At 57.9% G+C, this 26628-nt stretch carries 12 protein-coding genes and 3 pseudogenes; 10 read left to right on the top strand and 5 right to left on the bottom strand.

The features are described 5' to 3' along the window. From GWG65_RS36540 to GWG65_RS36515, 6 genes and pseudogenes are all read left to right on the top strand, one after another. Positions 1 to 357 (top strand): annotated as a pseudogene (locus GWG65_RS36540) (ISAzo13 family transposase); the annotation flags it as partial. Between the two features lie 508 nt (positions 358 to 865). After that, positions 866 to 2071, top strand: a complete 1206-nt coding sequence (locus tag GWG65_RS36535) for a diaminopropionate ammonia-lyase (RefSeq protein WP_275200278.1) — start codon at positions 866 to 868, stop codon at positions 2069 to 2071. A gap of 331 nt (positions 2072 to 2402) precedes the next feature. Beyond that, complete coding sequence (locus GWG65_RS36530; protein ID WP_342760703.1) at positions 2403 to 2780, top strand: transposase; 378 nt, start codon at positions 2403 to 2405, stop codon at positions 2778 to 2780. A 42-nt stretch (positions 2781 to 2822) separates the two neighbouring features. Next, positions 2823 to 3170 carry an IS66 family insertion sequence element accessory protein TnpB gene (gene tnpB / locus GWG65_RS36525; RefSeq protein WP_275200280.1) on the top strand — a complete coding sequence of 116 codons (348 nt, stop codon included), beginning with the start codon at positions 2823 to 2825 and terminating at the stop codon, positions 3168 to 3170. Between the two features lie 52 nt (positions 3171 to 3222). Next, positions 3223 to 4788, top strand: a complete 1566-nt coding sequence (locus GWG65_RS36520; RefSeq protein WP_275200279.1) for an IS66 family transposase — start codon at positions 3223 to 3225, stop codon at positions 4786 to 4788. After that, positions 4785 to 5213 carry a plasmid pRiA4b ORF-3 family protein gene (locus tag GWG65_RS36515; RefSeq protein ID WP_275200277.1) on the top strand — a complete coding sequence of 143 codons (429 nt, stop codon included), beginning with the start codon at positions 4785 to 4787 and terminating at the stop codon, positions 5211 to 5213. Before GWG65_RS36520 ends, GWG65_RS36515 begins: the two co-directional genes overlap by 4 nt. Before the next feature lie 368 nt (positions 5214 to 5581). Here GWG65_RS36515 and GWG65_RS36510 read toward each other — a convergent pair whose 3' ends face one another. After that, the gene (locus GWG65_RS36510; RefSeq protein ID WP_275200276.1) at positions 5582 to 6820 is read right to left on the bottom strand and encodes a cytochrome P450; all 1239 of its coding nucleotides are present in this window, start codon (positions 6818 to 6820) and stop codon (positions 5582 to 5584) included. 590 nt (positions 6821 to 7410) lie between these two features. Here GWG65_RS36510 and GWG65_RS36505 point away from each other — a divergent pair. The 3 genes and pseudogenes from GWG65_RS36505 (at position 7411) to GWG65_RS36495 (ending at position 13767) form a co-directional block, all read left to right on the top strand. Beyond that, complete coding sequence (locus GWG65_RS36505; RefSeq protein ID WP_275200275.1) at positions 7411 to 7869, top strand: GcrA family cell cycle regulator; 459 nt, start codon at positions 7411 to 7413, stop codon at positions 7867 to 7869. 1477 nt (positions 7870 to 9346) lie between these two features. Next, positions 9347 to 10680 (top strand): annotated as a pseudogene (gene hemN, locus GWG65_RS36500) (oxygen-independent coproporphyrinogen III oxidase). A 1740-nt stretch (positions 10681 to 12420) separates the two neighbouring features. Next, complete coding sequence (locus GWG65_RS36495) at positions 12421 to 13767, top strand: carbohydrate porin (protein ID WP_275200274.1); 1347 nt, start codon at positions 12421 to 12423, stop codon at positions 13765 to 13767. A 793-nt stretch (positions 13768 to 14560) separates the two neighbouring features. On the opposite strand, the gene GWG65_RS36490 is transcribed toward GWG65_RS36495, so the two are convergent. Together GWG65_RS36490 and GWG65_RS36485 are read right to left on the bottom strand one after the other, a co-directional pair. Beyond that, positions 14561 to 15490 carry a TauD/TfdA family dioxygenase gene (locus tag GWG65_RS36490; protein WP_275200273.1) on the bottom strand — a complete coding sequence of 310 codons (930 nt, stop codon included), beginning with the start codon at positions 15488 to 15490 and terminating at the stop codon, positions 14561 to 14563. Between the two features lie 446 nt (positions 15491 to 15936). Then, on the bottom strand, positions 15937 to 17184 hold the full coding sequence (locus tag GWG65_RS36485) for a right-handed parallel beta-helix repeat-containing protein (RefSeq protein WP_275200272.1): 1248 nt from the start codon (positions 17182 to 17184) through the stop codon (positions 15937 to 15939). Positions 17185 to 18181: 997 nt separating this feature from the next. Here GWG65_RS36485 and GWG65_RS36480 point away from each other — a divergent pair. Next, positions 18182 to 18807: pseudogene (locus GWG65_RS36480) on the top strand (FMN-binding negative transcriptional regulator). Positions 18808 to 19151: 344 nt separating this feature from the next. On the opposite strand, the gene GWG65_RS36475 reads toward GWG65_RS36480, so the two are convergent. Together GWG65_RS36475 and GWG65_RS36470 are read right to left on the bottom strand one after the other, a co-directional pair. Continuing rightward, positions 19152 to 24716, bottom strand: coding sequence for an AAA family ATPase (locus GWG65_RS36475; RefSeq protein WP_275200271.1), 5565 nt, complete (start codon positions 24714 to 24716; stop codon positions 19152 to 19154). 1192 nt (positions 24717 to 25908) lie between these two features. Beyond that, positions 25909 to 26127, bottom strand: a complete 219-nt coding sequence (locus GWG65_RS36470) for a hypothetical protein (RefSeq protein ID WP_275200270.1) — start codon at positions 26125 to 26127, stop codon at positions 25909 to 25911. Positions 26128 to 26628: the final 501 nt, after the last annotated feature.

Below are 26628 nucleotides of genomic sequence, written 5' to 3'. Positions count from 1 at the left end.
AAGGTCGAGCTTCAAAAACTGGCGGACGAGCTCAAGTTGCCGATCACGGTTTGCCACCTGCCGCCCGGCACCAGCAAGTGGAACAAGATCGAGCATCGTCTCTTCTCCTTCATCACCATCAACTGGCTGGGAAAGCCACTGCGTAGCTATCGCACGATCGTCCAGCTGATCGCCGCGACGACAACAGATGCCGGCCTCAAGGTGCGCGCCGAGCTGGACGAAAAGAAATATCCCAAAGGCGTCAAGGTTTCCGATCTCCAGATGGCTGCCATCAACCTCACCCGCCACTCGTTCCATGGCGACTGGAACTATACGATTTCACCTCATCGAAAACATCATCGTTCCAAAACGAATTGACTGAGTTATTTATGGACGGGCCCTAAGGTTGATAAGCCTAACAGAGGGATAGGTTCACGCGCTGATGGCGTCGCAAAACCCCTTTCGATGTCACTCGAATAATTGGCTCCCCGGCGCACAGACTGATGGAGACGGCCACGAGCGCGACAACCCAAGAAAAACGTCTTGGGGATTTGTGCAAGACGGGTGCAGCTCCGAGGCGTTCGCTTCATCAATCACATCCATCATCCCCAGCTTGCCATCCCTATTGGCTTTTCTCGTTGACCTGATAGCCGGAAAGGCTCAAGAGCTCCGGTGAGGCGCGGGCGACGACAGCATCGTTTTAGGCAACTTTGTCGGTCGCTCAGTCTCACTTCAATGCGTCGAGAGCCAGCGCAGCGAGGCTGCTGGTCAGCCGTTCAGGAGCTTTGGAGCCAGGACTTGGGGCCACCCTGCGCTCGCTATGCGACGCTATGCTCGAGAACAATGGGTTGATATTGAGCCATTGCTGGCAGGAGAGAGTCGAACCATGTTACTTCTCAACTGGCATCCCGATTACCGAGCTATCCTGGATGTCGCCGATGCGGACACCTTGAGTGTCGAGGCCGCTCGCGAAGTCGAGCGCTTTCTCAGGTATCGCGAAGGTCATAAGGAAACGCCGCTTCTTTCATTAGCAGGCCTCGCTCGTGAGATCGGCGTGGGCTCGATTCATCTCAAGGATGAGGGTCATCGACTCGGTCTTGGCAGCTTCAAGGCTTTGGGCGGCTCCTATGCCGTAATCCGGCTGGTGCTGCAGGAAGCAACGCGGCGACTCGGCCGAGACGTTGATGTGTCAGAGCTGCGAACTTCTGAAGTGAAAGCCGTAGCGCGGAAAATGACGATATCTTGCGCCACAGACGGCAATCATGGCAGATCAGTGGCGCAAGGTGCTCAGCTCGTTGGGGCAAAGTGCGCCATCTTCGTTCATTCAGGTGTCAGCGACGAGCGCATCACGGCGATCGCTCGCTTTGGTGCCCAGATGGTCCGAGTCAATGGCAACTACGACGACTCCGTCGACGAGGCGTCGCGAGTTGCCGCGGAAAACGGCTGGATCACGGTGTCTGATACATCCTGGCCGGGCTACGAGCGCATCCCCGGCTTGGTGATGCAGGGATATACCGCCCTGGTAAGCGAAGCACTGCGCCAGTTGCCCCGAGCCCCGACCCATGTGTTCGTCCAAGCAGGGGTCGGCGGTATTGCTGCAGCCGTCGCGGGGCATCTTTCAGTTCTGCTCGGCAAGAACCGCCCGTTTTTCACGGTTGTAGACCCCGCGCGCGCAGCGTGTCTCTTTGAAAGCGCTCGGGCTGGGCGCGCTGTGAAAGTCGATCATGGGCAGTCGACCGTGATGGCGATGCTCGAATGCTACGAACCCTCGCTCGTCGCCTGGCGCATTCTTTCGCGCACAGCGGATGCCTTTATGACTGTCGACGACGAGGACGCGATCAGCGTCATGAGGCGGCTTGCGAATCCCAGAGATGACGACCCTGCTGTCGTTTCAGGCGAAAGTGGTGGTGTTGGTCTCGCCGGCTTACTGCAGGTAGCCTCCGACCAGACCCTGCGGGACAAGGTCGGTCTTGGACGAGATGCTCGGGTCTTCCTGATCAACACCGAGGGCGCGACCGATGCTCGCCGCTACGAGGAACTCGTCGGTATGTCCCCAGCGCAGGTGTCGCTGACGAGCACTTCGCCGGACTAAACAGCTGGGGAAGCGTGAGGCGGTCCGGTTGGGCAGCTCGGTCAGAACATCGTGGGACGAGGGCCTCGTATCCCGACCCCGTAGTGCCGCCATCGCGGTGCTGATGGCTTGCCGACAAAGGCACCTGGTCCGTGACGCTAATGAACTCGTCCCCGCCCGCGAGCAGGGCGGCTGGGGAGCGCAACCCTGAGCCAGAATGAGACGGTGTCCGGGAGGATCAGCCCGATGCTGATGCTGTCCACCGTAAGCGTAGCGCGGCGGCCGTTCAGATTGTTTGTGCGCGGTCTTGGGAGCACCGTTAGAAGAGTCATCTTCTGCAAGGGTGCTCACAATGGACGACCATCCGGACGACATAAGACGACCGTTGCCGCGTATCGAAGTGTATACTGGTGCAGGTCGAAAGCGCTGGCCGGACGATTTGAAGGCACAAATTGCCGCGGAAAGCTTCGAGCCGGGCGCGATTGTCACAGATGTCGCCCGCCGCCATGGCTGCCGGCCCCAGCAGGTGCATGACTGGCGGCGGCGAGCGCGTTTGGGCCAGTTGGTGCTGCCGGCTTCGGCGGATACCTTATCGTTTGTGCCTTTGGTGTCGGAATCGTCGCACCCGCGGCTGCGGAGCCCTCCGTATCGGCGGAAGCAGCTGTTGTTACGGTCGAGTTCCAGGGTGCACGGGTTGAGGTACGCGGGACGCCTGGCCTTGCGGTGCTAAGTGACGTGTTCATTGGCTCTGCGACGGACACGTTCATTGCTGATGCCACCCGCGGGCCTCACGATTTACGTTGCGACCCAACCTGTGGACTTCAGAAAGGGTGCGGATGGCTTGGCGCTCTTGGCGAAGGAGACGCTGGGCCACGATCCGATGAAGGGTGTGGCAGTGGTCTTCCGTGCAAAGCGCGCCGATCGGGTGAAGATCGTCGTCTGGGATGGCAGTGGCCTTGTGCTGTATTGGAAGCGGCTTGAGGGCAGCGCCTTCAAGTGGCCGCCGGTTGTTGACGGCGTCATGCGAATGAATGCCGCGCAGTTGTCCGCGCTTCTGGCCGGCATGGATTGGACACGCATGCATGCGCCTCGAATCCCGCAGCCGAAAGCTCTCGCGTAAGGATATAAAATCTTCGCTGCATCGAGGCGCGAAGCATGGCAGACTCGGGCCAATGAGTGATTTGCCTGATGAGCTGCCGAGCGATCCAGCCGAGCTGCGTGTCTTTGCCGCGGCTCTGCTGGATCGCTGCGCCAGGCTCGAGCGGTTGCTCAAGCTTGCGAAAGATGCGCAGTTCGGTCGATCGTCGGAAAAGCTGGACGCTGATCAGCTTCAGCTTGTTCTGAAGGACATCGAAGAGGCCATCGCGGCTCTCGAAGCAGCCGAAGATCGCGCCAATCCCAGAACCTGCGAGAAGAGAACTGCCGAACACAGGGCCAACCGTGGCAAGCTGCCGGAGCATTTGCCGCGCATCGTCGAAACCCTGATGCCGGCTGAAACCTGCTGCCCGTCCTGCAAAGGCGATCTCGTTGAGATTGGCAGCGATGAGAGCCAAAGGCTCGACGTCGTTCCGGTGCAGTACCGGGTGATCGTAACCCGCCGGCCCAAGCTGGCCTGCCGCGCCTGTCATGGCGTGGTCCTCCAGCACGCCGCGCCCGAGCGATTGATCAAGGGTGGACTGCCCACCGAGCGGCTCGTCGCGCATGTAATCGACGCCAAGTATCATTGGCATTTGCCGCTCTATCGTCAGGCGCAGATGCTGGCGACGCACGGTATCGCCATCGACCGTTCCACGCTCGCCTTCTGGGTCGGCTATGCCGCCCAGGAATTGAAGCCCTTGTGGCATCGTCTGCGCGAGCTGCTGCTCGTGTCCCCGAAGCTCTGTGTCGATGAGACCCCGGCGCCGGTGTTGGATCCGGGGCGCGGCAGGACCAAAACCGGCTACTTCTGGGCACTCTCGCGCGATGACAGGCCTTGGGCCGGACCTGACCCACCTGGCGTGGTTTACGCCTATGCACCGGGCCGCGGCGCCGTTCATGGCTTGCGGCTGCTTGAGGGCTATCGTGGCATCATCCACTGCGATGGCTATGAGGCTTACCAGACCATAACCCGAGAGACGCGTGCGGACGCGCTGTCGGGCACGCTCGCCTTCTGCTGGTCGCATCTACGGCGCCAGTTTGTGAAGATCGAACGCGAGGCTTCGCCGGCGCCGGCTCCGGTTGCCCGCGAGGCCCTCGAGCGCATCGCCCAACTCTACGCGGTCGAGAAAGCACTCCGCGGCCGATCTGATGCCGAGCGTCGCGCGGGCCGACAAGCGCATGCCCGGCCTCTGGCTGCAGCCTTGAAGCAGTGGTTTGAGGCAAAGCTTGATCACCTTGCACAGAAGAGCGACACGGCGAAGGCTTTGCGTTATGCGCTGCGTCATTGGGACGGCCTGACGCTCTACCTTGATGACGGGCGCATCGAGATGGACACGAATGCGGTCGAGCGTGCGATGCGGCCGATCAAGCTCAACGCCAAGAACTCCCTGTTTGCCGGCTGTGACGAGGGGGCCGAGAGTTGGGGAGTACTAGCTTCGTTAATCGAGACCTGTAAGCTTAATGGCGTCAGTGCAGAGCGCTGGCTCTCCGACGTCCTCTCTAAGCTCGTCAATGGCTGGCCTGCGGCGCGACTGGACGAACTGCTTCCGTGGTCGTCGACCTACACGATGCATGCACACGACCCAAGGTTGGCAGCATGAGCCTCAACACGACCGCTGTCCGGATCAGAGTGACCCTCAAGGACGTGAAACCAGAAGTGATGCGTCGCCTTGTCGTACCTGTCACCCTGCGCCTTGATCGGCTGCATTTGACGCTTCAGGCGGCATTTGGCTGGACAAATAGCCACCTCTTCGAGTTCCATGCTGGCGAAGAGCGTTGGGGCATCCCTGATCCCGACGGTGATTTTGGCCCCCAGCCTATCGATGCCCGCAAGACGCGGCTCTCCAATATCGTTCAGGAGACCGGCGCCAAGACGATCCGTTATCTCTATGACTTCGGCGACAGCTGGGATCATGTGATCAAGCTTGAAAAATGGTTCGACAACACGACGACAGAGGGACTTCCCCTCCTGCTCGAGACCGCCGCGTGTCGGGACTTAACGGCGCTGCTGCAGTTGCGAACTTAGGTCTTGGAGCGCCCCCGCCCGGCTTCGCGCCGGACGACTGGTGGACGGGGGGATGGTTCGCCCGGAATGCCTCCGCGTGCGCCAGGGTAGCCACTCTCTGGACCGTCGAGCTGGAGGGGTGTTACGCGAGCCGCACATCAAGCTCTCCGGTAACAACGATGCGACAATCGGCGGCGTGATGAATATCGCAACGGCCCGCCAAGGTCCTCGACGGGATAACGACGCTGTGGCCCTGTCCGCAATCTTCGAAAGAACCACAAGCCCGTAACGCAACGCCGGTGAACTTACCCGGACGACTGGTCTCCACAAGCCGTGGTCCGAACCGCCGGTTCTGCACGACCAGTGTTGAATGTCGCTCGCAACCGAGACTAACCTGGAATCTGCACCGGCAGTACGGAATAACCGTGCACAAAATTAGATTCAACTCGCTCCGGTTCGCCGACCACCTTTACCTCCAGCGATCGGTTCAGCATCTCCTCCCACAGGATTTTCAGCTGCAGCTCTGCAAGATGCCTACCCACGCAACGATGAATCCCAAATCCAAAAGAGAGATGTTGTCGTACATTTCCTCGATCAATGATGAAGCTGTTGGGGTTCGCAATGACCTCCTCGTCTCGGTTGCCAGAGATATACCACATCACAACTTTATCGCCTTGCCTGATTTGCTTGTGGCCTATCGTGAAATCGTCCACAGCGGTCCGTCGCATGTGCGCGATAGGCGTTTGGTATCGTATAATCTCGGATACCGCCCTGGGCACTAGCGAAGCATCATCGCGGAGTTTTCGCAGTTCGGACGGATTTTGACTGATGAACAAGACGCCACCGGTAATTGAGTTGCGCGTAGTATCGTTACCTCCAACAATCAGCAAAAGGAGGTTACCCAGGAACTCGCGTGGCTCCATGTTTCGGGTCGCCGGTGAATGCGCCATCATCGAGATCAGGTCAGCCCGCGGCTCGGAATTCACCCGTTCGCTCCAAAGCCGTGTGAAATAGTCCAGGCACTCGGACAGCACCACCTTTCGCTTTTCCCAGCTGTCGATCTGGTGGCCCATTTGTGGGGTCAAGGCGGCTACGTCCGACCAGTAGGTCAGCAGCCGTCGATCCTGAAATGGAAAATCGAACAGCGTGGCCAGCATTTGAGTCGTCAACTCGATCGAGACTCTGTCGACCCAGTTGAAGGTATCATTGCGCGGCAAACCGTCCAAGATCTTCTGAACCCGCGAGCGGATCAAGCCTTCAAGCTTCGCCAGGTTCTCCGATGCCGTTATCGGACTGACAGTCTTACGCTGTTGAGCATGGACAGGAGGACTCATCTTAATAAAACTGGGTGTCCAGTACTTCTCCGGCGGGTCGACAATTGTGACGCTTCGCTCTGACGAGAATACTGTGTGATTTGAGTCCACGGCTATGATGTCGCGATACTTTGTTATCGACCAATATGGACCGTATGGGCTGTCTTCGCAATAATGGACGGGATCTTCCCTTCGCAGCCGCTCGAAACAAGGCCAAACGGTATCATCCTGAAAGCGCTTAGGCTCGCTTACATCAAGGCGGGTCAGCAGGATATCAGCCTTCTCGCAAGCGTTCTCTGCCGATAAGGCTGTCATGATTGTCTCGCGGACATTGGGTGCAATTTTGGTTGCTCGGCAGGGTGCGCTGTTTAGAGTTCGCATGCAAGCTCAGTCGAAAAACAACGAGCTTGGGTCGTACAGTAAGAATGTGTGACGCATGTCCATGGCTCGGGCTCGCGAGAGCTCGCACAATCGTCAGAACTCCGAAATCATCTTACGGGCGAAGTGAGGGGGAATTTGGCTCGGCCCCTGTCCATCTAGAATAACGGAAACACGAGCGAAGCTCCCCTATCAGGATTGGGAGGCGCGCGAACTCGCTTTTGTGGTAACAGACGCAAGTACTCGCGATGGCACCCAGCCGCTTATCCTCATTTTCTCGGGCAGGTACGCCCCGTTGCCACTCGACTACTTACATTGCGGGAGCAGATGGAACCCTTATCACAGTAGGGACTAAGAAGAGATCGTGGTCCACCATGGACTCGTTTTTCCTTCTGCCTGCGATGCGGGCTTTCGTACAATAAATTAACAGGAGGAGGAGAAACAGGAGCACGAGACCGCACCGGCGGTGGTGCGCGAGCTGGACGAAGGGTAAACTAACCTGAGGTGCTGGCATTAGAGTAGCTTCCATGCGCTGGAATAGAAGCGAATTGGCAGAGTTGGAAAAGCTCTGGGCCGCGGGACAAAGTGCCGCGCAGATCGCGCGTCATCTCGAGTGCAGTCGCAACGCAGTTTGCGGCAGGCTAACGCGGTTGGGCCTCACTCGAGGTCACAAGCCACCAACAGCAAAACCCAAGATTAGACCCGCCCCGAAGCGAGGGCCGACGTTGATGGCGGCAGGTCGCCATTGCGTCCGAAAGACTCGAGTAGAACGTTCGCGGCGGGAAGGCTCAATCGTAGGTCAAGTCTTCCAATCTCAAGAAGCTGGATGCACTGAACTAGAAGAAGAAAGCGTTCTGCTTGTTGAGCCTCGTTTTCGGCTATGCGTTTTCGGGCAAGCGCCCCGCGTGCTGATTTGCGTCGGTGCTTGGAAGATTCGGCACACGCCGTGCCCGACGAACTACACGAGCTCAGGTGAGGCCGCTTGACCGTCAGGCAGCTCCAATATCTGCTACCGACGTGTGGAGAGCTGACTTGGACTGAGCACGCGGGAAATCATCGAGGTTCGTCCGTGCCCGGGGGTGAGACCAGTGGCGCCCCTCCGACGGAGATCGGTCCTTGTGGCTTAGGCGGAGGCGCGAGTTTCCTCGCCAGCTTCGGATCGGCTTGAGCTGACGGCGGGGAGGGAACGGAAGGACGTGAAGCGGTGAGCACGAGATTTGGCAACGAGTCGATTCGTGAGGTCAGTGCTGCAATTTGATCGGAAATTCGTTTTAAGTCAGCCTGCTGTGCTGTGATGCTGCGGTTGAGCTCCGCTATTCCATCGCTCGCCTTCTGTTCTCCCGATAGAATCTCCGATAGAACCGCCCTGTCGTCGGGCGACATGCTTAGCGTTGGAGCGGCTTCACGAACTGCCGAGCTCTCGAGATATCGTCTGACGTCGGTCAAAAAGTAGACTGCTGCAGTGCACAGACACACGAAGACGCCCACCACCCACCCTAGGTTCCTTGACGATCTGCGCAAAATCGGCGGCAAGTCTAAAGCGGCCCGCTGTTCAATTGCATCCATCACTTCTCGCTCGCCGACCCGGCTCATTAGCTTTTCCACTCCACTCGAGAACACTGCAACAGCCGTGGTGCCGCCCGACGATCGACAATACGCCATCCGCCACTCTTAAAGATCGTTTGGTCTTACCTCCTATGCGGCTGAGCGAGCCACGCGACGCGAGAGTCGTTGCACGCGGGCGCTCCTACATCATAGTGCGCGCACAAAGCAATAGTTGTCGTGTTGATCGGAGGCGGAGCATTTTGGCGCAATCTACGACGAACATCCCTATAACCATTTATTCGCCCCGTGCCGAATCGAGTCGGCCGCAACGATAAGCAACGTTTCGCTCCTAGCGACACTTCCGCCGAGCAATGGGCGCATGAAGGGGTTTCTCGCTCCGCGGGACCCATGAACGAGGCCCTGCGACAATGCTCGCATTGGTGAAGTTCGACTACGTGCTTGGACGGCCCTGAACCGGCGCAGGATCCCTGGGTCGATGGAGAATAGCCACGCAGAAGTCAACTACCAACCTTGTGAGTTGATGAAGAGTACGGGGTAATGAATCTTGGTCAATGAATCTTGGTCAATGAACCTCGCACGAGTCAGGTCGTGAGGCAGTTCGAGCTCTAGCAGCCAACGGCCCTGGTGGATGTCTCTTGGCGAACATTGGAGATTACCGAAGCGGAGTTGAATATGGGGCCTCGTCGTGGCCGTGTTGATTCGAGTATCGCGCCTGCAGCAGTTGTTCTCTGTCTTCGCGAGGAACGCCTTGCCATCCAACAGCGTCTTTCGTCAGCAGATCCGCCGTCACGCAAGCTCCCAATTGCCTAGCGGCACTCCTGATTACTGTCGGCAAACAAAGGAATGCAAAAGAATTCGCTTGCGACCACAAATTTCGTAAACATGGGATAACAATCGTTGCAGACTTCGATTCTAGACAAGTATTGCGATGCTCGCCTTCCTTGGTACACCATCTATCCAACTGTAGCCGAGTTCTCCACAGAGGTCGGCGCCGAAGCCTCTGAGAAAGGCTGCAGCGCCTGCCGGTTAATGACTCGGTGTCGCTCTATTTCCACATTCCGTTCTGTCGATCGATTTGCTGGTATTGCGGCTTCGCTCGAAGCATCACTCGCCGGGATTCACCCATCCTAGAGTTTTTGACGGTTCTTCGTAAGGAGATCGATTTGGTCGCGGCGCAGGTGCCGCAACCGCTGCCTGTGAGCGACGTGCACTTCGGCGGTGGAACGCCGACCCTCATCGAGGCAGCGGAGTTCCGGCGCCTGATGGAATTTCTGCGCCGCCGCTTTGCGCTTTCGAAAACGGCCGCCATCGCCGTTGAGATCGACCCGCGCACGTTCACGCTCGCCACATCCGAAGGGTTAGCAGCTGCCGGCGTGAACCGCGCAAGTCTCGGCGTCCAGAGCTTCGATCCAATTGTTCAAAAGTCGATCAACCGCGTCCAGAGTGAGGCACAAACAGAGCGCGCCGTCGAAACGTTGCGGCAGCATGGAATAATCCGCATCAACTTCGACCTCATCTACGGTCTGCCAAATCAGACGGTGCAGTCCTGCGTTCAGACCGCGACTACGGCAGTGGCCATGCGACCAGACCGGCTTGCGGTATTCGGCTACGCGCACGTTCCTTCCTTCAAGAAGAATCAGCGCCTGATCGACGAGGCAGCGCTGCCAGACAGCCCTGCCCGTGCAGAACAGGCCGCCGCGATGGCCAATGCACTGATTGCAGCTGGGTACCGCCAAATCGGACTCGACCATTTCGCCTTGCCGGATGATGAGCTCGCGCTGGCGCAGAAAGCCGGTCGCCTGCGGCGGAACTCACTGGGTTACTCGGCCGACACCTGCAATAAAGTGATCGGCTTCGGCCCGTCGGCCATCGGTCGGCTTGGGGACGGTTACGTCCAGAACGCAGTTACAGCCGGTTCCTACAGCGGCCAAATCAAAGCCGGCCGTCTGGCGACGTCAAAGGGCTACAGTCTCAGCCTCGAAGACCGCGTCCGGGCCGCAATCATCGAGCGGCTAATGTGCGATTTCGAGGTCGACGTGCCGGCAATTTGCATTACTCATGGATTTGACCCGGTCTCTTTCCTCGGTTTAGGCGAACGCTTGGCAATGCTCGCCGAGGATGGAATCGTGCAAATGGAAAAGGGATTCATCCGCGTGAGGCCGGAGCATCGTTTTCTAACTCGCGCTGTGGCAGCCGCATTCGATGCTTATCTTGGCACGCCGCTCTGTTAAGACCAGCCAAGGAGCGATAATCGGATGAAATGCATTACCTTTCGCTGTGCGCGCCAGGGAGTCCGGCGAACGAGTTTCGCTCGCCTGGTACAATCACAAACAGCTCCAAACTGGTACAAGACGCCGTGGGCAGCTGTGCGACGAGAGCCGCCCCGGCCCTAGCCGCGAAAACAGCTGGACGCATTGCTGCCGGGAAGTTGACGCCCCCGACTGCAACGCGGCATAGCCACGCCAAGGTTCATCACATCACCACCATTGCCCGTGTGACCGCGGACCTCGACCAGGAGGACGACTGGCTGCGGGACATCACCAACGAAATGGAGATCGAGGACGGCTCATCTCGGCCTACGGCGTGGGGAAGATGGCATCTCGGCGTTCAGCGACTTCGCTATCGAAAACCTGATCGAGCTCGTCCGGATGTACAAAGATCTCGGCTCAAGCGTTAGCAGCCGGAATACTCCATCAGCGCGCCGTTACGCTGGATGCGTACTCTCAGTAAACCGCAGCGATTCGTCGTGATGACATGATGGCCCCTATCGATGTGCATGATCGCCGCTCGACCGGATCGCTACGGGCTGAGGCGTGCAATCCAGAGCAGCCACTCGTCCACGCCAGTAGACCACGGAGCACAAAACGACCAGCGCCGGCGCGACACGGCCCGCGAAAAGATCGTTCCCCCTAAGAGCTTCGCGCAACCTCGATCGATTGCACCCGTCGACGTTGCCATACCGGTCCTCCGTGAACGCCGGGACGGCCTCGCGCCGACCGGCACAATACCTGCGATTCGCGCAGCGACAGCCGACCTCCCGCCCGGTCAACTACCAAACCTAGCAATTGATGGAGATGACGGACACATGCCAGTCAGTGCCGGTGAAACTCGCTCGGGCCACATCAGGGAAGAAGTCGCGACGCGATATAGATCTCGTAGATCCAATGGAGCTGATAGATGTTCTGTCTCGTTGTCCGCAGGTATCAAAACGTCCCCAATCGCGCTCTCCATCTTCCGATGAGAGCCAATCAAGGCCTTGTGGCGGCGTCAGCGAGCTTACGTGCCTCAAAAGATGTTAGCCCCTTCTGCCCGCCTGTGCTTCATCCCATCGACCAAGCTGCGAGCGGCGTTTCTTGGATCCGGCGTGTTGTTCTGCGAGCTCCGCTATTGGCGCTGCTCTCTGTTCAAGAACATTGCCTTTCCTTTTGCCAGTGGATTTGTCCCAAGGTCACCTGGGCTTCGTGCGTCGGCCGCCAATCTCTTGCTAGCGAACGCTCATACCAAGATGCCTGCATTCGATTAGCGATCGAGCGGCTGGGTTGTGTCGCGCCAGGTATCCACCAAGTTGGCCAAGCTGCGCCAGTAGTGGTGATAGCGCGGAAGGCTGAGCGGGTCTTTTTCGCATAAAGACGCCCGCCTGGTGTCAAGCGCCGCCCAGACCGCCTTGAGGGCCAAGGATTCGACATCCGCTCTAGGCGGTCAGGTGGAAGTGCACTTTATACGAATCGACGGACGCGGAAATCACCATGCATCGTTGCGTTATAGCGCCGGTATCCATGTGGGCATACCCGGCCGGCGTAGTCGCTCTCATTTCTGGACCAATTGCGAAGCCGAGAGGGCGCATTCTCCTGTCGGTGATAGCTAGTCTCGCGGGCAGTTCGGCGGCAGCAACTGGCGAGATCTCTGGCCCAAGAAGCCACGGCCCCGATGAGCTCGTCAAGGCAAGAAGCCGGACAATTTCGGATCCGGCTATGACATTCCGAAGCGGGCCCAAGGGAGCAGCGCGCCTTTCTGGGAGCTCCCTGTCAAAAACAGCTACGTCAAAGCGCGACAGTACCCTGCAGACTGCGAAGAGCAGAATTCAAAAGCAGATTAATCCATTCGCAAAATTCGAGAACCTCCGCGAAAAAGGTGCCGCGTTCACTGCTCCTGGTCCTGCGGACACGATAGATCAGGATACAGCTTCTGTCAGATCCGAGCTTTCAGATCTCGGGATTGGATTTGCTGGCTGGACCCTAAATACGTTTGTCAACAATGAAGTCGGCAATGCCGCCAGAAGCACCATCGCCAATCAGCAATATGTCGGTCAGAATCCAACATTTAGTACGGTCAACTCTATGATCGTGACCTATGACCTCACTCGGTTTGGAATTCCCGACGGTCAGATCGTGGTGGGAGCCGAGCATCAATACTGGACATGGAAGAGCGCCGGGCCAGACCGACTGGGACTCAATGCAGTTTCTTACTATCAAACGTTCTTCGACAGGAAGATCGAACTCAAACTGGGCTACCTCAGGAACCAACATGAGTTTGCGGGCGCCGGAGAAAAGTTTTTTGGACCCTCGTCGAAGATGCTGTTCCAAGCGGGCATGAGCAACAATTGGGCGCCAACGCCGGCCCTTAATCTGAAGTACAATTTTGACGATCGCTTATATAACAAGCTCTCAATCCAGCGCTCGCTCAGTCCAGCCGGTCAATATACGCATGTAAGCGAAAATCCCACTGGGTTGAACTGGAGCACGCGCGACGCAGGCATTCTTTTGCTTGATGAAATTTGCTATAAGAACAAGCCTACTCCCGGGGTACCCGAGACTTGGCTGCGGGCTGGCGCGGGGTTTAATAACAGCAGCTACACGGACCTACAGCATCCGACGCAACCGACAGCCAAGGCGAACAGCGTCTACTATGTAGCTGCGGACAGGCAATTCTGGCAGTCTGCCATCCACGGCTCGGCATCTCGCGGAATCTATGGCGGATTCTCTGCAATGTACGCTCCGCCTGACCTAAATAGGGCTAGCCAGTACTACGAGCTTCGCCTTTACGCGAAAGGCCTGTTTGACAGCCGGCCCACCGACCAGATGAGTCTTGTTGTCAACAACACCATCTGGAGCCATTTCGCGGTGGATGCTGCACTGGCGAAAGAGCCGCTGGCGCACCGCGACAGCACAGCCATTTCGGGACTATATACGGCGCATCTGGCGCCCGGAATATATACAACCGTAGGACTGACGTACATCAATCACCCGACAAGCATTACCTACACGCCGCAAACGGGACACGCCCTGAATATATTGGTATCTACGTCGGTATTCTTCTAAGGCCTCAAGACTGCGCGTGAATTCACCGCCATGTAGCCGATATCACCATCGCCATTTCAAGGGCTTGGAGCCACTTATCACGGCGATTTTGGTATCGGCTGTGCTCCTGGCGAGAAGCCCGGGTACCGCGTAAATTGAGCCGTGATGTCCAAGGTAGCATGTGTTGGGAACGGTAGGTTAGAGCCTTTGCTGCTTCGTCTACGAGCGATCGGCCGACGTCATATTGCGCAAGACCTATACCCTCGGCCGGAATGATCTCCGATGCTCATTTAGTCAAATCGAGTGCTGATCTTGCGCCAGCGACATTGCTTTCGATGCCTGCTCGTGCTGCTCGTCAGACTCGCGTCCAAGCTCGTACTCTGCCATGACAACGCTCAAACCGTGCCCTCGGAGCTTAGTTCACGTCGCGAAGAGGCGTGGTAAGCGAGAACCAAGACACAGATGCCGAAACTAGCCAACTACGGCAACCGCGCTATTTCTGTCCCACGCTTGTGGCGCTGGCCTAAAGGCGATGCGCAAGGTCGGCGGAAACATACTCCCCTTCCGCGGCAAATCAACCCGCCGCGGCCGGATGACCTGCGCCACTCGGTGCTGAATCATTTTCCGATGGGTCGAGATGAGCTTTCAGCATCTCACTTCAGCAACGAGGTCGCCTTCCGAGTCCGCGGCGCGTTAGCCCCTCCCATCCAGTTGCGCGTGGCGTTCTGCTCGGTGAACTTCTCTTCGCAAACAGTCTATTCGCGCGAACATGCGATAAAGAGCAGTGCATCACCGGTGAATTTGCCGAGCCCGGCTAGGCAACCCTCGTGGAGGGGTGCTTCGTCGTCTTGAGGCGCGTTACACTGCATCGGCCGTCGACGCTGACGGGCGCGTCACCATCGATTGTGGCACGATGAACGACGCGATGCTGGTCACCGTAATCGTTGACCGCATAATGCTGCGTTGCGCGGTTATCCCAAATCGCGACATCGCCTTCTTTCCAGCTCCAGCGCACGGTGTTTTCGGGCGCCGTGATATGGGACTGGAATAAATCGAACAGCCTCTGACCGTCGCGCTTTGGGATATCAATAAACCTTTGCACCACATCGCCGAGCAGGAGCGCGCGCTCGCCGGTCTCGGGATGTACACGGACCACCGGATGCTCGGTCTCATAGATTGTTTTGGTAAAGACCTCATCAAAATGCTTCCGGTCGATTTCGCGAACACGGCAGGTCCCGGCGTAGTCGAAGGCGTTGCTGTGAACAGTCCACAGTTCGTCGGCAAGCCGTTGGAGCGGCCGCGGCAGATCCAGATAGGCGGCCACAGCGTTCGACCAAATCGTATCGCCACCGGACGATGGGATCACAACGGCTCGCAGCACCGCAAGTTTGGGATAGGCCGCGAGAAACGTTCCATCGGCGTGCCATACATCAGCCCGACTACCTCCGCGCGCGGAATCAAGCTCGATGATCGAGGTCGTTCCATTGATGGTACCGAGCGTCGGATGCGGCACCAGCCTTCCCAAACAAGCAGCAAAGCGCTCCTGCTCCGCGTCATCAAGATGACCCTGATCGCGGAAGAAGATCACCTTGTGTTCGAGCAGCAAGCTGTTGATCGCAGCGACGGTTTGGCTCGGTAAATCACCCGAGAGCTTGACATTTCTGATTTCAACACCGATGCGCGCGGCGCGCTTGACGACGTCAGTCGGTGGAATGACACTCTCGGTCGAAGCCGTTTCTTTCATTGCGAACTTTTCCAAGCGTTGCGGATTCTTCAAGCGGACGAGGGCGCATTGTCACTCGGTTTCGAAGGCGAACCTCGCGCTACGGGTACTCTCGAGCAAGCACCATGCCAGTCGGAAAACGGAGCTGTGAAGGTCCGTCAGGTAGCTGATCGGATGATAATTCGAACAGTTGCCAGGAACTCGATGCCGCCTCCCCTCCTCTTTCCAACCCGAACCCGCCAAAAACCGGACGCAAACTTTGAGACGAGCGCCTGGGTCGGCGGGGAAAGGCATAGGGCGCATAATCGACAGGAATTGTACTGCTCGGCACCCGAAGAGAAAGGCCATACAGTCCTCGTGCAACGTCGGGCAGCCAGCCGTGCGTGCCGTTCTCGTCCAGTACGCGCCTTCCGCTCAACTGTTTGCGGCAATCGGCCAAGTCTCGAGCCGCGTCTGCGAACGGGCCATCACCGGCTCTCAAGGTGTCCGGGACCTGCCCCGGCCGTGATCATGGCCGGAACATCATCCGCTCGAAATGGAGGAGGAATAGATGATCTTGGAAGAGCTCCAAACGACTGAATTACGGTTTCATCTAGGCGAAAGCCATTGATCCGCGGCACTGGGGTCGCGATGTTCTCGATGCACCGACGTGCGAGCACGGTAAGGCAGATGTTCCGCACGGTCCCGCTGGATTTGCCTAAGATGCCAAAGATATGTCCACTACCAGTCTTTACGGGTGTTTCAATATTGTCAAAGTAATTACCCTCGATCAGTGCTTGCACAGATGATCCGGCATCCACCGCATGGAAGAATCCGCCGCTCCGTTGCGCATTCGTGTTGTGGAAGTAATTGTTAACGAGATGAATAATGGCCTGCGCCCCGTCGATGTGCGGTGCCCGCCCCGAGATCTCATGGAAATAGTTATTTGCGATGGTGATCGTCTGCGGGACACCAAGAAACAGGAGATTCCAATAGTGCTGCCCGTTACAATAGGAGGAAAAGGTATCGCTGCCATCGAAGTCGTTCCAGGAAATCATAATATTCGTCGTAGGCCCAAAGCCGCCGGCAATCATCTGCCGCCCGATGTTATGAAATCGGTTGTGGTCGATCCAAACCAGGTCGGCTCGTGCGATTGCAATAGCATCGCCGGCAAATATCACGCCTTCATTGATATCACTGATGGTCAGGTTGCGAATAACGACGTTGCTGACCCCATTCAGACGCAGTCCCTTTCCTTTGATTGTAGCGCTCGGGCCAACGCCGATCACTGTCTTGTTTGAGCCAATTTCCAGCGGGCGCTTGCCGGCCGTATCGAAGCCGACCAACGTCTTCTCCTTGCCATCGCAATGCGCGTCGTTGCCGTCCATAAGGAGAAGGGATTCACGGTTGTAAGGTGCCGAACAAGCACGGCCGTATTGGCAACCCTGTCCCTCGCCCCGCCCTTCCGTACCGGTAAAGTCTATGGTTCCGATTACCTGGATCTCGCGCGGATTATTGTCATTGCAGTACCCGAAGCTGTACGAACGACACAACTCATATTTCAGAGCTTTGGTTGATCTGACCTGAACTACCTCGCCTCCAAGACCGCCCGTCGCTCCAACGCCAAAGCCTTTGAGGGCTTGGGATCGCACATTGTTCGATCCGAGCACGGAAGAGACGCCGAGGACGACAGCAAGTCCGCCGAGCACGCGCAACGAACGCGTGATGTACTTCATCGTGTCCTTCATAGGCGTATGCTCTCTCTGTTACCCGGAAAATCCGCCCGAGGACCGGGACTCTCGAACCCAAATGCTGAACTGGAATAGGCCATCAGCATGCGGCGTTAATGCCATCAGATCGTCCTCAATAAGGCAGGATCGGAATATCGGAGCCATGCTACACCACAGCCGAAGTGTGCGGCCGCAGGCTTCGTACCAGCTGCGATGGATCTGGGTAGCCATTGAACAAGCGACCGTTTGATCGAGATAAGCTTGGCAATTCCAGAATACTGAAGGCTACAACACGTTGGCCTGCGCGAATGGGCCGTCACTCGTGAAGTTTCGCTGAACCGGCGGGAGGCGCTTCGGCGCTTCGGCATTTTCGACCAGCACCAGAACGCGTTGTGCATGATCATTCGCATCGCGCGGGAGACAGATAGGCGGGGGATCTCGAGCTCCTGGATTGCACGTCGGATGTCAGGCCCCTTCATCTGGGCTATAGATGGGCGAGACTGACCCCATACACCGCGTGCCGGACACACACGGGGATGTCTCCTTATCGATTTCAAGACCGGCAATCATCACGCCGACGGAATGGCTACGACCTCCTTGTTTTTGATATGTCCGTCCAGTCCGGGGGCGGATCTAGCACAGCCAGTCACCACCAACCTGCGAGTCGTGGCGCGGCGAGGTGATGCGGCAGGGCTCAGCCGCAATTCTGGTCGTCCCACGCATAGCCCTGAGCTGAAGCTGCTCATGTGCTGCAGTGATCGCCACCAAAAGCCGAATTCGTCTGCAAACGCCGCGTCGAAGGCAACCGCTGGCCAGCTTGCAAAGCCGCTCTCCGATCTGCACCTCTGACGCACATAGGTTGGCTGTTCCCCAGGGGCTTGCGCGCGCGGAGGACTGACACTACCCGCCAAAACTGGCTGTTTCTGTGATCCAGCATGAGGCGTACTCCAGTTCAAATCATGTGTCGCCCGGCTTTCCGTCGGGCGACCGGGGAGCCTCGCCGATGTACACGCCGCCCTCCTTCCAAGTTGTTGATATCGCCGACCTTCATCGGACGATGCGCGATGCGCGCTCGGCGACACTGGTCACCGCCACTCACGAGGGGCTCGTTGGAACCATGCTGCCCGTAGTACTCGACGAGAGCGAAGGCTCCATGGGCACGATTTACGCGCACGTGGCGCGTGCGAATCCGCAGTGGAAGCTGGCACCGACTGGCGAGGCGATGGCCATTTTCGCTGGGCCGCAGGCCTATATCAGCCCCTCCTGGTACGTGACGAAGCACGAGAGAGGCGAGGCCGTACCGACGTGGAACTATGTCGCTGTGCAGCCTACGGGCCGGTCGAATTCTTCGATGATGCCGATCGGCTGCTGGAGGTGGTCACGCGAGTGACCGATGCGCATGAGCGCTCGGGCAAAGACCGCTGGGCCGTCTCGGACGCCCCTGCCGATTTCATTAAAGCGGAGCTTAAGGGGATTGTTGGTCTGCGATTGCAAATTACACGGCTCGATGGCACGCGGAAGATGAGCCAGAACCGCAACGCGGCGGATCGCGCCGGCGTCATTGAGGGCTTGTCGAAGAGCGACCGTGACGAATCCCGTCGTGTGGCTCACCTCATTCCGAAAGGATGACCAACCCACGTATTGTAAACGACCCGTATCACGTGGATTTCCTCCATTCCTCAATGGCGATTGCCGTCATTCTCGCGAACACTGCGTCTGCAGCTTTCGTCTGATTCCGTTGACGCCCTGCAAGTCTCAACAGAGTTGCAGGAAGCCCTCAAAACGCCGTGAACCTGACGGGTGCGGTCAGATTGGAGATCTTCTGACAATTCCCCGACAATCTGCGGTCGCTCCAACGCTCCCCGACGGGCAGCAAGAAGCGAATGTCTCAAATTCCCAAGGTCACGCCGCTCGCTTCTGTCACGATGATCGGGGCTCCCCAAGAGCACCCCTGCTCGACATCGAAATCGAACCTAAGACAAAGAGACCTGTTCCGCCCGATTCACGCCCTCGGGCGCAACGGGCATGCTGAACTGAAAGATAGCCCCGCGAGGATCATTCGGACCCGCCCACATCCGCCCCCCGTGCGCCTCAATAATAGAATGGCAAATGGCAAGCCCCATGCCCATGCCTTCGGATTTGGTGGTGTAAAAAGCCTCGAACACCCGGTCTGCGCTGTTTGGATCGAGTCCTGGACCCGTATCCCGAAAACTCACCAATACGTTATTCGAGCCATCTGTCCGCGCGCTGATCAGTAGTTCGCGGTCGCCTTCCTTGATCTCGCTCATGGCCTCAATGGCGTTCGTGATCAAGTTGAGAATCACCTGCCGGACCTGAACGCGATCTGCTCGAACAAGCGGCAAAGCCTCAGGCCGCCGGGTTTGCACCCAAACATCATTTTTTGAAAGCTCCGCGCGAACTAGGGCCAACACCTCTAAGATCAATTCGTCAATTGCAAGAAGCTCCGTTTGTATCGGAGCCTTATTCATAAGAGCGCGGATCCGACGGATCACGTTACCAGCGCGCATACTGTCACGGACAATCAATCCGAAGGTCTGCCGAACTTCTTCCAGATTTGGCGGTTGAGCACCGAGCCAATTTAGCCCTGCCCCCGCATTGCTGCTGATCGCCGCAATCGGCTGGTTGACCTCATGCGCGATCGAGGCGGCCAGCTGTCCCATTGTCGTGATCCGATTGGCGTGTGCAAGGCCCATCAGAGTCTCGCGATACCGTCGTTCGCTTTCACGGGCTTCCGCTTCCACTCTCTTTCGCTCTGTCAGGTCGAGGACGAAGCCAACACCTTGGTCCTGTCGCTCATCGAATACGGCGAGGCCAATTAGCACCGGCACGCGGCTGCCATCCTTCCGAACATACTCTTTCTCGAACTGCTGAACAGCTCCGGTCCTTTTTGCTTCTGTCCGAGCATCCATCGTGCGCTCGTGCCATTCTGGCGGTGTCAGGTCCAGACCGTTCACTCGCCCTGCGAGAAGATCCTCTTGGTCGTATCCAACCATTGTGAGGAAGGCTTGATTTGCCTCGATGATCTCGCCCCCTTCGCGGATGATAAAGATTCCGATGATGTTAGCGTCGAGCAAGCGCCGGATTTTCGCCTCCCGTTGCTGCACTTCGCTGTACAACCGGCCGTTTTCCAGCGCTGTTGCAGCTTGAGAGGCAAGCATTTTCAGCACGGAGTTGCGGGCAGCCGAGAATATGCGCGGGGCGAGATTATTCTCCAGATAAAGTACGCCGATCAGCTTGCCCTGCGTGATCAGTGGCAGGCAAAGAATAGAACGCGCTTTGCGCTCGCGGATATACGGATCTTCCGCAAATGAAGACTGGGCGGCAGCATCTTCGAGAATGACGTTTTCGCGGACACGCAGGACGAAATGCAGCACGGACTCGGGAAGAGCCATCGGAGTCACGGGCTGTTCATCCACCTTTACAAGCAGCGTATCCGCTACCGTTGTGGCTTCCGCCTCGATCCGTAGCTCGCCTCCATCCAGCAGAATCAACAAACCTCGTTCGGCGCCGGCCTGCTCAATGGCAGTCCGCATAAGCGTGTCGATTAGCTTTCGAAGCACAATCTCGCCGGAAATCGCCTGCGACACTTTGGTCACCGTCGCCAGATCAAGATGCTCAACCGGAGCTCCGATCCTCATGCCATTCACGGCAAGAGTGGTCTCCTCATGGCTGAGATGGGGATTCAGCTCGTCGAGTTGACGCACCTTCCCATCTGCTCCCCAACGAAGGTAGCCGCGCCGCGCGTCCTGCAGGTAAACCCGGGAGATCCTGTCAAAACCGCGCGCAGCATAAAAGCGCGCTGCAAGTTCACAAGCGATCCCCTCGTGGTGGGGGAAACTGTTACGTCCTGCGGTCTGGATTGAGTGTTCGTAGAGTCGCATTGCGTCTGCATCGCGGCATTCCAGCCTCGCAATTTCAGCCCCGACCAAGGCAGCCCGATTCTCAAAGTTTTCGGGGCAATTCGTCGCCCATATCTGCAGTTGTCTGTAATGTGCATCAATGATATCTCGATGTTGCTGTTGTTCGCTTTCGCCCAGCCTGTCGCAATAAGATGAGTGAGACAGCGCACCATAGAAGTGAAACTCCGCGATCAAGGGCTCTGTTGGTATGGTCCATAGTTTGGGCTCGGCCTTCGAGCGAGCACCAACAGCCGCAGCATAATCGCCGGATAGGAATTGCGCCTGAAGTTTGCGGATCCAGTAGACGGTTTCGCTAGGTGACGCCGGATTTCCTGCCAACGATCGTTCAACGTCTAGCTCGTCAAATTGTTGGTCATCGAAGCAACCGAATGAGCGCGTGAGGCCGCGCATGGTTTTAATGATTGCAAGCTGAGCATGCATGGCATCAGCAGCAAACTGCACCTTTCTCTTCCGGATCGTAGCAGCGCTCTTCTCTAACTCGTTCTGTACCTCTTTGAGGTGATCTCCGGCCATAATCATATTTGAGGTTAGATGAACCAAACTGTACGCCTCATAGATGACATCGCCGCTACTGACCGCAGCTTCGAGCGCTCGCCGGATCAAAACTCGGCCATCTCTAAGGGGCTTCGTCCACGGGATCACGTTGCCTCCGACGGCCAAATAGACGGGAGCCCGAAAACGGGAAAACTCACCGCGATCAACCAGGTCGCAAGCAAGACGACCAAATTTATCAGCCGCTTGGTAGTCACCGAAGCGTCCGGCCGAGATTCGGCCTAGCCATGCGTAATGGGCGCAGGAAGCATCAGTGTTGCCGTATTCGAGGCTGATGCTGACGGCTCTGCAGATGACCAAAGCGGATAAATTGGCGTCCGTGAAACCTGCCGGCGGAAGAATCCGCGTCAAGACGGCAATCGTGGCAAGCGAGGCCTGGTCTGTCATTCCAGGCAAACCAGCAAGATCCTCGATTGCGTCGGGCAGCTGTGACCACATCCGCTGATATTCGGCCAGTGCTTCCTGGTCAGTCGGATGCTGCGACCACTCGATCCCGACGTCGCGCAGATATTCGAGGCCTATGAGTACCGCCCGCCCGTGCTGACCGAGGGTCAAGTAAAGATCGACCCGCAAACATGCGACCGTTGCTCGTTGGGGCGCGTTCAAAGCGCGCTTCGACAGCGCGGACAGGAGGCTCGCCGCAATGTCCAGCCGGCCTACCAAGAATTCGCATTCGGCGCGGCTTGTCTCCAGTGCGAACGCGAGTTCGTGGCGCTTTTGCCAAGAGTGCTCCGCGAGCAGCGCAGCACCGAGGGTGAAATATGTGAGTGCCGAGGCGTAGGCCGCCGACGCCCTGGCACGCTGCCCTGCAACCAAGTTCAGCTGCGCAAGCTGCTCTCGCTCCTGACCGGAATCGATTAGTGCGACACCTCGATTGAGCTGACTGACAATATCGAAGATGGCCTCTTCGCGTTTGTCCGCAGGGACATGTGCCGCAAGCATCTGACCGATCCGCAAATGGGCAGGAGCGCGCGAGGATTCCGGCATCAGCAAGTAGGCCGCCTCTTGAACGCGATCGTGGACGAAGCGGTAGGCTGTTCCATGACGCACGATCAGTTCCTGCCGGATCGCCGGCCACAGGGTCGCGTGCACCTGCTCCTCTGAAGTCTCGAGCACGATCGCAAGCTCCACCGTCCCGGCGATGTTGCCGAAACAGGCCAGCTGTTGCAGCGCGTTCTGCGTTTCCTCGGGCAGGCGGATGAGCTTGCCGAGCATCAGGTCCACAACGTTCTCCGTGTAGGCTTTTTCGTGAATGCGCTCGAGATCCCAACGCCAGCGCGCCGACTCGTGATCGAACGTCAACAGCTGCTCTTCGGCCAGTTCAGACAAGAATTGAATGGCAAAGAACGGATTGCCCATCGTCTTCTGATGCACCAATTTTGCAAGCGGGGCAGCGCGTTTTGGTCCGCAGCGAAGGGTATCCGCGACCAACTGCGCGACATCGTCTGCAGTGAGCGGCGACAGCGTGATCTCCTCTAGATTTACGTCGGCTCTACTGATGGACTCGAGCTTGCGTTTGAGTGGATGGCCTGCATCAACTTCGTTGCTGCGGTAAGCTCCAATCAGCAGCAGGTGCAGATCCGGCTGGGTCAGCAGATCCTCGATCAGGTCGAGTGTTGCGGCGTCATACCACTGCAAATCGTCGAGGAAGAGCACCAATGGATGGGTTCGCCGGGCGAACACGCCAATAAAGCGGCGAAGCACGAGCTGGAAACGAACTTGCGCTTGCCGGGCTGGAAGCTCAGCAGGCGCGGGCTGCTCGCCAATGATCAGGCTCAGATCGGGGATCAATTCGACCATCAGCCGTCCATTCGCGCCGAGCGCCTCCCGAAGCGCTTGCCGCCAAGTCGCGAGTTCGCCCTCACTTTTGCTGAGAAGAGGACGCACAAGACTCTGAAAGGTCTGCACTAATGTCGCATAGGGAACATCGCGCTTCAGTTGGTCGAATTTGCCTGATGCCAACAGTCCGCGCGAGGGCACGAGTACTTTGTGTAGCTCCTGGACAAGCGAGGACTTACCGATGCCGGAGTAGCCGGCAACCAGCACCAACCTCGGCGCGCCGCTCTTCACCGCTCGATCGAAAGAGCCAAGCAAGGTCTCGATCTCGCGGGCTCTGCCATAGAGCTTCTCGGGGACGAGCAACCGATCAGGTGTGTCGTCTGCGCCAAGCTCAAATGGGTCGATGCGACCGTGGTTGGCCCATGCTGCGAGACAGTGTTGCAGATCGTGCTCAAGGCCAGCGGCAGTCTGGTAGCGTTCCTCGGCGGTTTTCGCGAGGAGTTTCATCACAATCTGAGAGATTGGCTCCGGGAGGTTTTGCGATTTCTCGACAGGCGGGATTGCTTTTCTTGCAATATGACAATGGATCCACTCCAAGGGATCTGAGCCCGTGAACGGCAGCGCGCCGGTCAGCATCTGATAGAATGTCACGCCAAGTGAATACAGATCACTGCGACAGTCGACTGAGCGATTCATACGTCCGGTCTGTTCGGGCGCCATGTAGGGCAGCGAGCCGGCGATGAACTCGGCAGGCTCAGGCGGCACGCGCTCGCGGGAAAGACGGGAAGCCAGACCAAACCCAGTGAGTCGCACCTGTTCGTCAGGACAATTGACCAGAATGTGAGCGGGTTTCAGGTCCTTGTGGACCAAGCCGTGCCGGTGAAGCTTGCCCACGGCCCTCGTGATACCAACAGCGAGGCGCAGGAAGCGCTTGGGCTCCATACGGACCCCGAGTAAATTTAGCAGTGGCTCGCCGCATGGATCGTCCAGGACCAGCATAGTCCGACCAGCTTCCCGGATGAGTTCCAACGGCCGCACCGCCCATGCCCCGTCGAGCTCCTCCCTCAGCTCACACTCATGGGCGAGGCGGTCGAGCGTCGCTGGGTGTTCCGCGATGGGCCGCACGACAAGCACGACAGCCCTGCTGCCGTGGATTTGCTGGCGCCACGCACGGCAGAACGCGCGATCACCGTCCTCCCACAGGGGCTGGATGTCAGTGTCGACATTTGAGCCGAACAGAGTTCGGCTGAGGGGATCCCGCGGCATTTGCCCGCCCAGTCAATAAGGATTGAGCCAAAATCTGACACATATGGGGCGAGCTTGTGAAGGGACTTCGCAAACCGGCGCGAGTACCGATCAAGGCCGCCAAAGACTGGACCGCGGCAACCAAGATGCGACTTACACATCCAATACGTCACAGCCCGATCGCGTCAATCGAGCCCAATCCCGCGCGCAGGCCGGGCCTGCACAGCATCGGTGGCAGGCGCTCCCGACTAGCGCAGTCTGTGGCCGAAGGATTCTTTTTGATAGAGCGGCTCGTGGCCGTTACCCGATCACCAGCGGTCCACTGCCCGACGTTCAGCAGGGCCCCAGATCGCTGCTACTGCTCAAGCAGGCAATGACGTGTGAAAGCTGATCGGTTTGCCCATGATCGGCGCAACGCGCCAGGCCATTGGATGCCGGCTTCTGACGGCTGCATCGGCCTCAGCGTCCGGGGCGCGATCAATGCCATCCCCATGAGCTATCGCGAGATCTCCTGGCGCGAACTGAAGTCCCGAGCGCCACAACTTGCTTCGCACAACGTCGATCGAGTATGTCTTTCGAGCAAGCGACCATACCGTCGACGCACACAGTCTTCAGCGCCGAACTAACATGGCATTGGGCCGAGAAACGTGTCTTCACAAGTTTTGAGCGGTCCCGGCGCGCGCTGTCGCGGCCTTAGCATGTGTTCGGTCCGTCCCGGCGTCACCTGTGAAATCTTGATCATGCTGTCCCGTGAAGCAAGTAGCGCGACGACACTGAGGTCGCCGTACCGAGCTAAGGAAGCACAGAGCCTGTGCATCCAACACGATATCGAAGGAGCTCGCCGTACACAATTTTGCACTTGAGGAAGGCGGCTCCTTCGACAACGCCCCTCAGATACTAGCCACGAGCCTGATTTATAACTCGCAGGAGAAACTTAGCTCGAATGAGACGAATCCAATGATGCGGCGGCGCGTTTAGACATTGACCGATCAACAAACCACAAGGCCTGATCGAGTGATTTGAGCCAAAGAACTGAGGCAGCTGCTTGGTAAGCTTCAGCCCCTCGAAATCGGTTATCCTAAAGCTCAGAGCGCTCGGTCTATTGCAGCAAATCGAACAGCTGGACCTTTTCGCCGCCTCGATGGCTCCCCGGCGGACATAAGCGCGACCGATATTGCTTTTCGAGCTGAAACCGCACCGGCGCAGTTTCAGTTCAGCCTGTTCCCCTCGAGGCCTGCACCAAGCTGTCGATCTCCGGGCGGTCCCTAGATCTGAGGTCGATGCCGGCCGAGGAATACCCGACGGCAGGGCACGGTGCCTCTTTACGCTGACCGGCGGAAATGTCGCTTCCCTGGTTGATTATGGTGCGAACCGCTCTGAATGCGATCAGACGATCAGTGAGCTCGGCGATCGCCTCGCTGATATCTGGCATGTCGAACTACCCTTTCTTGCAGAAGCCGGTCCCGAGAATTCGCCCACGCTTAACAGTACTGCCGCCAAAGAAATTTGCTCCACAATCGGCCATTAAGGTGCGCTTCTAAGGCCCGAGGAGAAGCAAGATGCTCGGTCGAATCTGAACATAAACGCCGCAAGGACGCTCAGGCTAGAAATCCCACCGACACGCGCGTTGATGTTTTCGAGATCGACGTTCACTCCTGGCTCCGTTGTTGGAAGGCGCCACGCGGTCATCGACTCTGAACCGCAGCATCAAGGGCAGATCTGAGAGCCACCGTGAGCGAAACCGCGCCCATAACTATTCTCTTCATTCCTGCTCCCATTGATGGGGCAACTGACCCGCGACAAAGGCACTTCTGATGCTCACAAAGCGCCGGTACAGGCCCTCACTGATCGGAATGCCGCTCGCTGCGGTTCGCAGGAGGGCGATTGCCGGACATGCGAAGCCGATAGAGCCGAGAGAGTCCTCGCTGCTTAA

Source organism: Bradyrhizobium sp. CSA207, from assembly GCF_029051685.1.
Taxonomy (GTDB): domain Bacteria; phylum Pseudomonadota; class Alphaproteobacteria; order Rhizobiales; family Xanthobacteraceae; genus Bradyrhizobium.
Note: the sequence above shows the minus strand (reverse complement) of the source record. Positions and strands in the feature narration are given on the sequence as shown.